This window comes from Patulibacter sp., from assembly GCF_030655195.1.
GTDB lineage: Bacteria > Actinomycetota > Thermoleophilia > Solirubrobacterales > Solirubrobacteraceae > Patulibacter.
This window is the reverse complement of sequence record NZ_JAURWA010000139.1, coordinates 1-12,641: the sequence shown is the minus strand read 5'-3', so window position 1 is coordinate 12,641 and position 12,641 is coordinate 1. Positions and strand designations below refer to the sequence as shown.

At 74.5% G+C, this 12,641-nt stretch carries 10 protein-coding genes and 1 pseudogene; 7 read left to right on the top strand and 4 right to left on the bottom strand.

The genetic code is table 11. The features are described from left to right. The 4 genes and pseudogenes from Q7T67_RS16005 to Q7T67_RS15990 all read left to right on the top strand — a co-directional run. A pseudogene (locus tag Q7T67_RS16005) lies at positions 1-227 on the top strand (hypothetical protein); the annotation flags it as partial. Positions 228-376: 149 nt separating this feature from the next. Then, the gene (locus Q7T67_RS16000) at positions 377-1,966 is read left to right on the top strand and encodes a patatin-like phospholipase family protein (RefSeq protein WP_304791832.1); all 1,590 of its coding nucleotides are present in this window, start codon (positions 377-379) and stop codon (positions 1,964-1,966) included. Between the two features lie 243 nt (positions 1,967-2,209). Beyond that, positions 2,210-3,022: a hypothetical protein gene (locus Q7T67_RS15995; RefSeq protein WP_304791829.1), complete on the top strand. Its 813-nt coding sequence runs from the start codon at positions 2,210-2,212 to the stop codon at positions 3,020-3,022. A gap of 209 nt (positions 3,023-3,231) precedes the next feature. Next, positions 3,232-3,888, top strand: coding sequence for a DoxX family membrane protein (locus Q7T67_RS15990; RefSeq protein ID WP_304791826.1), 657 nt, complete (start codon positions 3,232-3,234; stop codon positions 3,886-3,888). On the opposite strand, the gene Q7T67_RS15985 is transcribed toward Q7T67_RS15990, so the two are convergent. Further along, positions 3,852-4,838, bottom strand: a complete 987-nt coding sequence (locus Q7T67_RS15985; protein WP_304791823.1) for an LLM class flavin-dependent oxidoreductase — start codon at positions 4,836-4,838, stop codon at positions 3,852-3,854. The genes Q7T67_RS15990 and Q7T67_RS15985 overlap by 37 nt on opposite strands. Before the next feature lie 237 nt (positions 4,839-5,075). On the opposite strand from Q7T67_RS15985, the gene Q7T67_RS15980 reads away from it, so the two are divergent. Further along, positions 5,076-6,254: a hydroxymethylglutaryl-CoA reductase gene (locus tag Q7T67_RS15980; RefSeq protein WP_304791821.1), complete on the top strand. Its 1,179-nt coding sequence runs from the start codon at positions 5,076-5,078 to the stop codon at positions 6,252-6,254. A 284-nt stretch (positions 6,255-6,538) separates the two neighbouring features. Here Q7T67_RS15980 and Q7T67_RS15975 read toward each other — a convergent pair whose 3' ends face one another. Beyond that, positions 6,539-7,717, bottom strand: a complete 1,179-nt coding sequence (locus Q7T67_RS15975; RefSeq protein ID WP_304791818.1) for a lactate 2-monooxygenase — start codon at positions 7,715-7,717, stop codon at positions 6,539-6,541. A 261-nt stretch (positions 7,718-7,978) separates the two neighbouring features. Between Q7T67_RS15975 and Q7T67_RS15970 the strand changes: the two genes are divergently transcribed. Next, complete coding sequence (locus tag Q7T67_RS15970; RefSeq protein WP_304791815.1) at positions 7,979-9,109, top strand: cyclopropane-fatty-acyl-phospholipid synthase family protein; 1,131 nt, start codon at positions 7,979-7,981, stop codon at positions 9,107-9,109. 221 nt (positions 9,110-9,330) lie between these two features. Next, entirely contained in the window at positions 9,331-10,038 is a 708-nt protein-coding gene (locus Q7T67_RS15965; protein ID WP_304791812.1) for a hypothetical protein, read from the top strand. 47 nt (positions 10,039-10,085) lie between these two features. On the opposite strand, the gene Q7T67_RS15960 is transcribed toward Q7T67_RS15965, so the two are convergent. Then, positions 10,086-10,379, bottom strand: coding sequence for a putative quinol monooxygenase (locus tag Q7T67_RS15960; protein ID WP_304791808.1), 294 nt, complete (start codon positions 10,377-10,379; stop codon positions 10,086-10,088). A 263-nt stretch (positions 10,380-10,642) separates the two neighbouring features. Further along, the coding region (locus Q7T67_RS15955; RefSeq protein ID WP_304791805.1) for a phosphoenolpyruvate carboxylase at positions 10,643-12,641 on the bottom strand (1,999 nt) is incomplete at its 5' end.

The following is a 12,641-nucleotide window of genomic DNA, read 5'->3' as shown; positions in this document are numbered from 1 at the left end:
CGTCCGCGCCGCAGGCCCCGACACCGCCCGCACCGCCCGCACCCCCGGTCGCGGGGACGCCCACCCAGGGCGTCCCGGCCGTGCCGCGTCGGCGCGTCGGCGGCGACACGACCCAGGGCGAGACCACGAGCGACCCGCTGTCGCAGACGCCGGAGTTCCTCGAGGAGACCCCGGACCACGACCGCCTGTGGTTCGAGCAGAAGCCCCCGCGGGACTTCGACTTCTAGCTCCGCACCGGACCCGGCGCCCCGCGCGCCGGACGCGAGACGAACGCCCGCCGACCCGGCGGGCGTTCGTCGTTCCGGGCCGCCCGCGGGCGCGCGTGTGTGACCGGTCCGGCGGGCGCGGGCGTGGCGCGCGCCATACTTCACCGAGGATGAGCCCCTCGGACCCACCCGCCGCGGACGTCCCCGAGAAGCGCATCGCGCTCGTGCTGCCCGGCGGCGGCGCGCGGGGCGCCTACGAGGTCGGGGCGCTCTCGGTGCTGCTGCCCGAGCTCGAGCGGCGCGGCGAGCGGCCGACGATCTTCTGCGGCACCTCCGTCGGGGCGATCAACGCCGCCTACCTCGGCTCCGTCGCCCATCTGCCGGCCGACGAGCAGGTCCGCCAGGGCCTCGAGCACTGGCACGCGATCAGCAAGAAGGACATCATCCGCAGCGTCGTCGGGCCCGGCCTGCCGCGCACGGTCTTCCGGTTGATCGGCGACATGCTGGAGGTCCCGGGCGTCCGCCTGGCCGGCCTGATGGACCCCACGCCCCTGCGCCGGACCCTCGACAAGATCGTCGACTGGGACGACCTCGCGAAGAACGGACGGGACGGCGCCTACGACGCGGTCTGCCTCGTCGCCACGTCGCTCGCGCGCAGCGGACCGGTCGCGTGGGTGCAGGGCCGGGCGGAGACCCCGGCGTCGAAGATCGGCGCCGACCTGAAGTACGTGCGGGTCGACGAGCTCGACGCCCAGCACGTCCGGGCGTCCGCGGCGATCCCGCTGCTGTTCGCGCCCGTCCGCGTCGACCACCCGGAGGAGCAGTCGGACTACTACGTCGACGGCGCCACGCGGCTGAACACGCCGATCGCCCCGGCGCTGGCGCTGGGGGCCGACAAGGTCATCGTCATCGGCTTCGAGCCGCTGGGCTCCCGCGAGCCGCGCGAGCCCGGCGTCAAGCCGCTGGTGCCGCGCATCGCCGACGTCATCTCGAACATCGTCGACGGCCTGCTGGTCGACCAGGTCAACGACGACCTGCACCAGATGGTCACGCTGAACGAGATGATCTCGGCGCCGCGGAGCCCCGCCGCGCGGGCGTCGCGCAAGATCCGCAGCGCGCGGGGCGCGCCGGCGTACCGAAAGATCGAGTACGCGCTGGTGTCGCCGCGCCGGCGCGGCGAGCTGGGCGAGCTGGCCGACGAGGTCTTCGACCGCCGCTACCGCGGCTGGCGCGGGCTGCTCAGCCCCGACCTGCCGCTCTTCTCGCGCCTCCTCGGCGGCGGGCGGACCCCGGCCCGGGGCGAGCTCCTGTCGTTCCTGCTCTTCGACGACCTCCACTTCGACCTGCTGATCGAGGCGGGCAAGCGCGACGCGCACGACTGGCTGGACCGGCACCCGGACTTCTGGTGCTCCGAGGCCGGGCATGACTTCGACTTCGACACCGGCCGCGTCCCGGCCACGGAGGACCCCACCGCCCGCGGTCGGCGCTCCTCGGATCCGGGCCCCGGCGACGGGGACGGCGGCGAGACGGACCCCAGTGGCCGTCGCTGGCGCCGTCGCAGCACGGACGTCGCCGACGACGGGGCCGAGGACCCGCCACGGCGGGAGCGCAGGCGGGCGGCGGACGCGGATCCGCGCGCGGACGACGCGCCGGCGAAGCGCTCCGGCGGTCGCCGCGCCGCCGACCCCGTCGCCGACGACGCCCCGGCGAAGCGCTCGCGCGGCCGCGGCGGCAAGGACGACGCCTCCGTCGCCGTCTGACCGGCGGGGCACGCCGCCGACCTGCCCGGGCCGCCACGGGGTCTGGCGCCCGGGAACGTGGACGGCGTCCCGCGCCTCGGCGGTTATGCGGCGCCCTCGTGTGCCACCGCGCACCGGAGGGTCCAGCAACCGTCCTGATACCTCCCGGCCACGGACCTGCGACGGCGCGGGACCACCATGACCGGGTCATCGCGACCGGCGATGTGGAACGGTCCGTCTCACGCGGATCCCTGGAGCACCCTCATGGCCGACCGCCCACGCTGGACCACCCTGAACCTCGCCGCCCTCAGCGCGGCCACGGCGGCCTCCCGCATCCCCCGCATGTCCGATCTGGTCGGCACGGCCGCCGCACGCGACGGCCTCCTCCGGACCCTCGCCGACCGGTTCCCGCTCGTCGACGCCGCCGAGCTGCGGCTGCTCGAACGCGCGGTGGTCCTCGAGCGCATCGTCGGCGGCAGCTGGGAGTCGATCGGCGCGATCCTCGGCGAGTCGCCCACGGCCACCGAGGTCCGGTTCGCCGGTGCGGAGCGCGGGTTCCTGATGGCCGAGGCGTTCCCCGTCCGCCGCGGGCCCGGCGGCAACGTCCGCCGCGTGGACCCCGAGGTCCTGCTCGGCGCCGACGCCTGGATGCGCACGCTCGACGGGCTGGCCCCCGCCTGGGTGCCGCTGCCCAGCACCCTGCTGCGGATCGGCGACGAGACGTGGCTGGCCTACGAGCTCGACGCGCTGGGCCGGATGCGCTCCGCCGTGCACGGCCACGAGCTGCCCGAGGGCGTCGATCCGCTCGAGGCGCGCCTGGCCTACGAGAGCCGCCGCCTGGCGTCCCTCGCGTGGGACGTCGGCCGCGACCGCTCCGGGACCCCGGACATGGCGCTCCTCGACGCCATCGCCGAGGCCACCGCGGAGTGTGCCGGGCTCGTCGCCGCGCTCGCCGGCCAGAACAGCCGTCAGCTCTCCCAGCCGATGGGCGCCCCTGTGCAGCTCGAGGAGGGGGTCGCGTGGCACTCGGGGCCGCTGGCCGACCTGCCGCAGGTCGCCCGCTTCGCCGAGCGGTAGCGCGGCCGCTCGGGCGACGGTCGCGGCCGTCCGGACCTCGACCGTCTCCCGGTCGACCCGGCACGGCGGGGGAGGCGAACGCGCCATCGTGCGAGCACGTCGCATCCGATACGAGGGACTGCGCGTTACAAGGACCAGGAGCGGCGGCCACCCCCGTCGCCCGATCCCCCCGTCCCCGGCACCTCTGGAGGTCGCAGATGCGACCCGCAATGCACGCCGTCTCCGCCTTCGCGTCGGAGCGCTTCCTCCTGGTCGAGGACCGTCTGCACGACTTCGCCGTCCGCCACGGATTCACCCTGCTGCGGACCGCCTTCGGGTTCGTCTTCTTCCTCTTCGGCTTCCTCAAGTTCTTCCCGGGACTCAGCCCGGCGCAGGACATCGCCGAGCAGACCACCGGCATCCTGTTCCTGCACCTCGTGCCGCCGCAGACGGGCCTGCTGGTCGTCGCCGTCATGGAGTGCACCGTCGGTCTGTGCCTGCTGACCGGCCGCTACCTGCGCCAGGCGGTCTGGCTGCTGGCGGGCACGATGATCGGCATCCTCTCGCCGCTCGTCCTGTTGACCGGCCAGCTGTTCACGGGCCCGCACGGCCTGCCCAACCTGCTCGGCCAGTACATCCTCAAGGACGTCATCCTCGCGGCGGGCGTCCTCGTGATGGCCGCCCACACCCGCGGTGGCAAGATCGCCGTGCCCGAGGCCCCGGACCCCGCCGAGCGCCTGCACCGCACCGCGGTCGCGGCCCGGCACCGCACCGTCGTCCCGACCCGGGCGCCCGACGGCCTGCGCCGGCCCGGCAGCTTCGGCGAGGTCGTCCGCGCCTCGACCCGGACTCAGCCGCAGAGGGTCGGCAGCACCGTCCGGCCGTAGGCCTCGATCGTCCCCATCGGGTCCGCGCTCCCGATCAGCTGCAGGCAGATCGCGTCGGCCCCGATGGCCTCGATCTCGCGGATCCGCTCGACGTGCTCGTCGAGGTCCGCCGAGGCGATGAAGCCCTCGTGGGCGAACTCCTCGTCGGTCATCTGCCGGTCGGCGAGCTGCTGCATGTCGGCCTGGCCGGAGATGTCCTCCGTGTAGAGCTCGGGCAGCTGCGTCGGCTTCCACTTGCGCGCGCCCCGCTGGACCTCCTCCTGGGTCGCCGCCCACGAGATGCCGCTCTGCAGCACGATCGTCCCGGGCTCCTTGCCCAGGTCCGAGCAGGCCGCCTTGTACGCGTCGATCACGGCCGGGGCCTGCTCGGGGTCGCCGAGGGTCCAGAGGCCCTGCCCGCGCTCGGCGGCGATCCGCGCGGCCTTCGGGCCGAACGCCGAGACGATCATCCGCGGCGGGTTCGGTGGCAGCGTCCAGAGCTTCGCCTCCTTCAGCGCGAACCAGCCGCCGTCCATCGTCACGGTCTCGCCGGCCCACAGGCGGTTGATGGCCTCGAGCCCGGCGTCGAACCGGGCCTGCTGCTCGGGGACGCCGGGCCAGTCGAGGCCCAGGGGCGACTCGTTGACCGACTCGCCCGAGCCGACGCCGAGCGTGACCCGGCCGGGGTAGAGGCTCGCCAGCGCGGCGAAGGCCTGCGCGACCACACCCGGGTGGTAGTGGTGGATCACCGGCGTGACGCCCGTGGCGAGCGGCAGCGACGTCGCGGCCCCGATCGCGGCCAGCGTGACCCACGCCTGCGAGCCCTGCCCGCCGGGGAACCACGGGGCGAAGTGGTCCGAGACCCCGAGGGCGTCGAAGCCCGCGGCCTCCGCCGCCTTCGCCTGCTCCACGAGCTGCGGCGGGGTGAACTCCTCGGTGCTCCCGGCGAACCAGTACTCGGTGCTCGTCATCGGATCCTCTTGCGTTGGGGTGCGTCGTCGCCCGCATACCCCCGGGCCGGGGGCGGCGAACGGGACCGGGCCCGCGTGGACGGACCGTCGAGCCCCCACGCCGCCCCGGCGCTCCGTCCGCGTCCCACCCCGGCGCGTCGCGACCGGCGGTAGCATCGCGCTGCCGACGGCCGGGACCCGCCCCGACCGTCCGCCGAGGTCGCCCCGTCGGGCGGCCCACCCGGACCCAGGAGCCCCATGAGCACCGAGCGCGCATCCGTCCCCCGCGACCGCGACGACGACTACGGCCAGGGCGCGATCGACGCGCGGCTGGCCTTCCTCCGCGACCGCACGGACTCCGCGGTGGAGCACGTCACGACGCACTCCCAGGACGCGGCGGCGTTGCCCGGCAACGTCGAGTCGTTCGTCGGCGTCGCGCAGGTGCCGATGGGCGTCGTCGGGCCGCTGCGGGTCAACGGCGAGCACGCCCGTGGCGACTTCTACGTGCCGCTGGCGACCACCGAGGGCACGCTCGTCGCCAGCTACGGCCGCGGCATGCGGCTGCTGCACGAGGCCGGCGGGGTGAAGACCACGATCACCGACGACCGCATGCAGCGTGCCCCCGCGTTCGTGTTCGAGGACGCGCGCGGCGCCCGCGACTTCGGCGTCTGGGTGCGCGAGAACGAGAGCGAGATCCGCCGGATCGCCGAGTCCACGACGACGTCCGGGAAGCTCATCGAGATCGAGCAGTACCAGGCCGGACCCGCGCTGTTCTGCCGCTTCGACTACACGACGGGCGACGCCGCCGGCCAGAACATGACCGGCAAGGCGACCGAGGCCGCGTGCCGCTGGATCCTCGAGCAGCGCCCCGAGATCCGCCACCACCAGCTCGAGTCGAACTTCGCCACGGACAAGAAGGCGTCGCACATCAACGTGCTGCGGACCCGCGGCAAGCGCGTCGTGGCCGAGGCGGTCCTGCCGAACGACCTCGTGCAGCGCCTGACCCGCGCGACGACCGCGCAGCTCTACCGCTCGCGTCAGGTCTCGACGTTCGCGGGCCTCATGTCGGGCTCGAACAACAACGGCTCGCACTCCGCCAACGGCATCACGGCGATGTTCATCGCCTGCGGCCAGGACGCCGCCAACGTCGCCGAGTCCTCCACGGCACTGGTCTACACCGAGCTGCGCGAGAACGGCGACTACTACTACTCGATCACGATCCCGTCGCTGATCGTCGCGACCTACGGCGGCGGCACCGGCCTGCCGACGCAGCGCGAGAGCCTCGAGCTCCTCGGGTGCTACGGGAAGGACAAGGTCCACAAGTTCGCCGAGATCGTGGCGGCGACGGTCCTCTGCGGCGAGATCTCACTGGCCTCGGCGATCGCGGCGCAGGAGTGGGTCACGGCGCACGACCAGTACGGGCGCAACCGGCCGTAGGGCGTGGCGGGCCGGGTTCTCCGTCCGTGGGGCGGCGGATCCGACCAGGAACCCGTTGGGCCGTCTACCGGGGCGGGGTGCGGGCGAACCCGTGCCACCGGTCGGCACCGGATCGACCAACCCCTACGGGTGGTCGAGGGGTGCGGGCGAACCCGTGCCACCGGTCGGCACCGGATCGACCAACCCGTACGGGTGGTCGAGGGGTGCGGGCGAACCCGTGCCACCGGTCGGCACCGGATCGACCACCCCCCCGACGTCGCCCGCCCTTCGGCCCGTCGCCCGCGCTACGGCCGCGGCACGATCGCGTCCGGGCCGACCTCCGCGACGCTCGACAGGCCGCACATCGCCAGGGAGAGGTCGAAGTCCGCGAGCAGGGAGCGGACGACCTGCTCGACGCCGGCCTGCCCCTCGAGCGCCAGGCCCCAGACCCACGGGCGGGCGACGAGGACGGCCTTCGCACCGAGCGCCAGCGCCTTCAGCACGTCGGAGCCCGTCCGGACGCCGGAGTCGATCAGCACCGGGACGCTCTCGGGCACCGCGGCGACGATCGAAGGCAGCTGGTCCAGCGCCCCGACGGAGCCGTCGACCTGGCGGCCGCCGTGGTTGGAGACGACGATCCCGTCGACGCCGAGCTCGACCGCGCGGCGCGCGTCGTCGGGATGGAGGATGCCCTTGACCAGCAGCGGCAGCGAGGTCTCGGAACGCAGCGCCGCGAGGTCGTCCCACGACATGCCGGGGTTCGGGAAGGTCATCGCCCACATGCCGATCGCGGCCTGCGGGTCCTCCTCGGGCGTCTTCTCCAGCTTCGCCCGGAACGCCGGGTCGGAGGTGTAGTTCGCGATCCCCTCGCCGAGCAGGAAGGGCAGGTACGCGTTCTGCAGGTCGCGCGGGCGCCACGGCATCGTCAGCGTGTCGAGCGTGACGACGATCGCCTCGTTGCCGGCGGCCTCCGCCCGGGCGACCAGGCTGCGCCGGACCTCCGGGTCGTTCGGCGGATAGAGCTGGAACCAGCGCGGGGCGTCGGGCGTGGCCGCGGCGACGTCCTCGATCGTCGTCGACGCGGCGTTGCTGAGGACGTGCGTGACGCCGGTCGCGTTCGCGGCACGGGCCACGGCCAGCTCGCCCTCGGGGTGCACGATCGACAGGACACCGACCGGCCCGAGCAGGATCGGCGCGTTCAGCGTCGTGCCGAGGATCGTCGTCGACAGGTCGCGCACACCGACCTCGCCGAGCATCCGCGGGACCAGCCGGACGCGGTCGAACGCCTCGCGGTTGGCGTCCATCGTCCGCTCCTCGCCGGCACCGCCCGCGACGTACCCGTAGGTCTCGGCGGTCAGCTGGGTCTCGGCCCGGGCGCGCATGCCCTCGTAGGTCGTCGGGAGGACGGGCCGCTCGCCGCCCAGGCCCTTCCCGTAGATCTCGAACTGGTAGACGCTCAGCGGCACCGAGGGCGGGGTCGACATGGCGTCAGCCTAGCCCCGCGCCGTCCGGGGATGGTCGGGGTGGCGCGTCGGCGCGCGGTCCCGGGGCCGGCCCGCCCGGCCCGCCCGACCCGCCCGGGGCGTTCCCCCGTCCTCCGGCGTGGGCCTCGGGTCGCCCAGGTCGGTGCGCCCGTCCGTCCTCCGGCGTGGGGTCCGGGCCGCCGCGGGGTACGTGCCGACGGACCGGACCGGCATCCGCCCGCCGCCCGCTCCCGTTTGATCCTTCATGGAGGCCCCCGACCGATGACCCGCACGACCGCCCGCCGGTACGCCGCACTCGACCTGCTCCTGGAGAAGGGGGTGCTGCCCGACCCGCTGCTGCGCGTCGGCACGCGCTTCGGCACAGCCAAGCGGCTACGCCGGGAGGAGAAGGACGGGGTCGCCGCCCAGGACCGGCGGCTCGCCGAGATCGTCGCGCGCATGTCGACCGGCAACGTCGCGGAGCTGCCCGAGAAGGCAAACGAGCAGCACTACGAGCTGCCCGCCGCGTTCCTCGGGCTGTTCCTCGGGTCGCGTCGCAAGTACAGCGGCTGCCTGTGGTCCGACGGCGTCACGACGCTGGACCAGGCCGAGGAGGCGATGCTCGACCTGACCGTCACCCGTGCCGGCGTGCGCGACGGCATGGACGTGCTCGACCTCGGCTGCGGCTGGGGCTCCGTGTCGCTCTACGTCGCCCAGCGGTTCCCGAACTGCACCGTCACGTCGGTCTCCAACTCGCACGCCCAGCGCGAGTACATCGAGGCGAAGGCCCGCGAGCTCGGCGTCGCCGACCGCGTGAACGTCCAGACGACGGACGTCAACGTCCTCGAGCTGCCCCAGGACGCGTTCGATCGCGTGATCTCCGTCGAGATGTTCGAGCACCTGCGCAACTGGAAGGAGCTGCTGCGCCGCATCTCCGGCTGGCTGCGCCCGGACGGTCGGCTGTTCGTGCACGTCTTCTCGCACCGCCGCCTGGCGTACCGCTTCACCGACACGTGGGCCTCGGAGCGCTTCTTCACCGAGGGCACCATGCCGTCGCACGACCTGCTCGAGCGCTTTCAGGACGACATGTCGCTCGTCGACCGGTGGGCCGTCTCGGGCACCCACTACGCCCGCACGCTCCAGGCGTGGCTGCACCGGCTGGACGACAACCGCGACGAGGCGCTCGCGCTGCTGGAGCCCGACCACGGCCGCCGCGGTGCGCGCCGCCTCTTCGGCACCTGGCGCCTCTTCCTCCTGTCGACGGACGAGGTCTGGGGCCACCAGGGCGGCAACGAGTGGATCGTCTCGCACTACCTCCTGGCGCCCCGACCGGCGGCGACCGGCTGGTCCGAAGCGGACGACGCGGCCCGCGCGGCCGAGGAGTCGCCGACGGGCGAGCGCCGGGTCGACTGAGGGACGCGGCCGCCGCGGGCGGGGCCGTCCGCGGGTCGCCCGGGGTTCGGGGCGCAGGAGGGGCCGTCCGCGCGTCGGCGGCCCGGGACCGGCCCCGGGTCGACCGCCGGACCGGGAGGGCGGGGCGCCGGGCGACGACCGGACCGGGTGGGTCGAGAGGCCGGCGTCGGGCGTTCGTCGAGCGCGTTGCGATCGGGCGCGCCCGTCGGCATGCTGCGGCCATGCGTGCACCATCATCACGTCGGCCCCGCCGACCCTCGACGGCCACCGCGATCAGCGTGGTCGCCCTCTTCGTCGCCCTCGGCGGCACCGGGTACGCGGCGGCGACGCTGCCGGCCCGCTCCGTCGGCGCCAAGCAGCTGCGGAGCAACGCGGTCACGTCCGCGAAGGTCAAGGACCGCTCCCTCCTGGCGAAGGACTTCAAGGCCGGCCAGCTCCCGACGGGCGCGCGGGGGCCGGCGGGAGCTACGGGGCCGGCGGGGGCTGCCGGCGCCCAGGGTGCACCGGGTCCGACCGGCCCGAAGGGCGACACCGGGGCGAAGGGCGACACGGGGGTCGCCGGGCCGGTCGTCTCGACGAGCGCCACCCTCGGGTACGGCAGCGGCGTGGCGCTGCCGGGTGCGGCCTCGCGGGTCGCGGTCTCGGCGGAGATCCTCGTCCCACCGACGGCCTCGGCGATCACCGTCTCGGCCGCCGCGACGCTCTCTGCGACGACCGGCACGTCCGGCATCTGCTTCCCGCTGCTCGACGGGACGACGACGGGCAACGGCGAGACCCAGACCAGCATTCCGGCCAACGGGATCGCGTCGCTGCCCGTCGCGATCCGCGTCGCGGCCGCCCCCGGGGCGCACACGGTGACGATCCGCTGTCAGACCGGGGACCCGGGGCAGATCAGGCGCGCCGACATCGTCCTGACCGCGACGGGCTGACCGGCCCGCGGCGAACGACGGGCCGGTCGACCCGCCGGCTGGGCCTCCTAGACGTCGAGCTGGCGGCCGACCGTCAGCTTCGGCGCGCCCGCCAGGAACGGGACGAGGGCGACCGGGGCACCCTCGCCGGCGCGCCACTCGCGGTACTTCGCGTCGGCCTCGAGCGACTCCCAGGTCTCGACGGCCACGAGGCGCGCCGGGTCGTCCTTGTCCTGGACGACGATGACGCCCTCGTTGCCGGCGAACGCGCGGGTGTCGACGAGGATGGCGTTGAGCGCGGCGATCCCGTCGTCGACGGCGTCGGGCTTGAGCTGCACTTCGAGCAGGGCGGTGATGGACATGCCGTCACTCTCGCACGGCGGCCCGGGGATCAGGTCGTCGTCGGGCGTCGGGCGGGACGGGAGAGGGGTCTATCGTCGTCCCGTGTCGTCGTGCCGTGTTCCGGATTCGCGACGCCTGGGTGCACGTTTCGGGTAACGCGGCGGTGGGGCAGTGCCGTGGCGGTCGGTCGTCGTGCCGTGTTCCGGAATCGCGATGCCTGGGTGCACGGTTCGGGTAACGCGGCGAACGGGTGCGACCGTTCCGCGCTCTCCGCCCGTCGCCCTCACCCCGTGTTGCGCATGCCCGCCGCGATGCCGCCGATCGTCGAGAGGAGCGGGCCGTGGGCCTCCTCGTCGCCGTCGCGGGAGCGGCGCAGGAGGGCGACCTGGATGTGCGAGAGCGGGTCGATCCACGGGTTGCGGTGCGCGAGGCGGCGCTGCAGGGCGGGCGAGGCGTCCAGCAGGTTCGGCATGCCGCGGATCTCCAGGACGACGCGACGGACCCGCTCGTGCTCCTCGCGGATCGGGGTCCAGAGCTCGCGGGCGTCCTCGTCGACGAGCTCGAGGTAGCGCTGCGCCACCCCGAGGTCGCTCTTGAACAGCGACATCTCGAGCATCGAGACGATCGTGCGGAAGAACGGCCAGCGCTCGATCATCTCGCGCTGCATCTCCCGGTCGCCCCGTTCGAGCGCGGTGCCCGTGCCGTACCAGGCGGGCAGGAGGATCCGGTTCTGCATCCAGGCGAAGACCCACGGGATCGCCCGCAGGCCGTCGACCCCGGTGGTGCCGCCCCGCTTGGCGGGCCGCGAGCCGATGTTCATCTCCGACAGCTCGGCCAGCGGCGCGGCCTGGTGCAGCAGCCGGGGGAAGCGCTCGTCGTCGAAGACCAGCGCGCGGTAGGTCTCGCGGGAGACCGTGGTCAGCTCGTCGAGCGCGACCCGGTACTCCGGCTCGGGCTCGGCGGGCGGCGTCAGCGTGGCGAGCACGACCGCCGAGACGGTCTGCTCCAGCGAGCGGACCGCCAGCTCGGGGTGCGGGTAGCGCTGCGACAGCGTCTCGCCCTGCTCGGTGATCGCGATGCGACCGCGGACGGAGCCGGGCGGCTGCGACAGGATCGCCCGGTGGTGCGGGCCGCCGCCGCGCGACGTCGAGCCGCCGCGGCCGTGGAAGAACCGCACCGCGATGCCCTGCTCGTCGGCCTGGGCGACGAGCCGCTCCTGCGCGCCGTAGAGCCCCCACTGCGACGCGATGAAGCCGCCGTCCTTCGCGGAGTCGGAGTACCCGAGCATGATCTCCTGGGCCCCGCCGCACCGCTCGAGGTGCCGGGCGTACGGCGCGGTGGCGTACAGGTCGCCCATCGTGCCCTCGGCGCCGGCGAGGTCGTCGACGGTCTCGAACAGCGGGACGATCGGCACCGCCGGCGTGTCGTGCGGCAGCGCGCCCCCGTCGAGGTCCGCGGCGGTGTGGCGCAGCAGGAACTGCGTGCAGAGGACGTCCGAGGGCTGCCGGGCCATCGCGATGATCAGCCGGCCGACGGCGTGCGGGCCGTGGTCGGCGATCGCGCGGCCGACGGCGGCGACGCCCTGGATCGTGGCCGCGGCGTCCTCGTCCTGCACCTCGGCCGCGAACCCGGGCGGCCCCTCGAGCGCGTCGACGAGCAGGCGCTGACGTCCGGCCTCGTCGGCGTCGGCGTAGCCGTCGATCAGCGCGGCCGTGGCGTCCTGCAACGGACCGGCGGACTGGCGGACGTCGAGCGCCGCGACGAGGAACCCGAACGTCCGGGCCTGGGCCAGGAGCCGGGCGATCCGGCCGTGGGCGACGAGCGTCGAGCTGCATGACGCGCGCAGCAGCTCGAGGTCGGCGATCAGCTCCTCCACGCGCTCGTAGCCGCCCTCGCCGCGCTGGGCCGCGCGCTCCAGGCGCGCCGCGACGAACGTCAGCTTGCGTCGGAACGGCTCGTTCGCACTCGCGCCCTGGAACGTCACCCGCGGGAGCTCGCGGGCGTCCCGGTCGATCGACCGCCGGAGCTCGTCGGTGACGAAGACGCGGTCGTCGGCCTGCGAGAAGTGGACGGCCAGCCGGTCGACCCGCTCGCCGAGGAGCCGCAGCGCGGTGCGCCGGTGACGTTCCAGCGACTCCGCGATCGTGTCGGGGCCCACGTTGGGGTTGCCGTCCATGTCGCCGCCCGCCCACGAGCCGAAGCGGATGGGCGCGCGGCCGGCGGAGGCGCCGGTGCCGGCGGTGGGGGTCGCGGTGCGGCCGGGCGGTCCGCCGCCGGGTCGC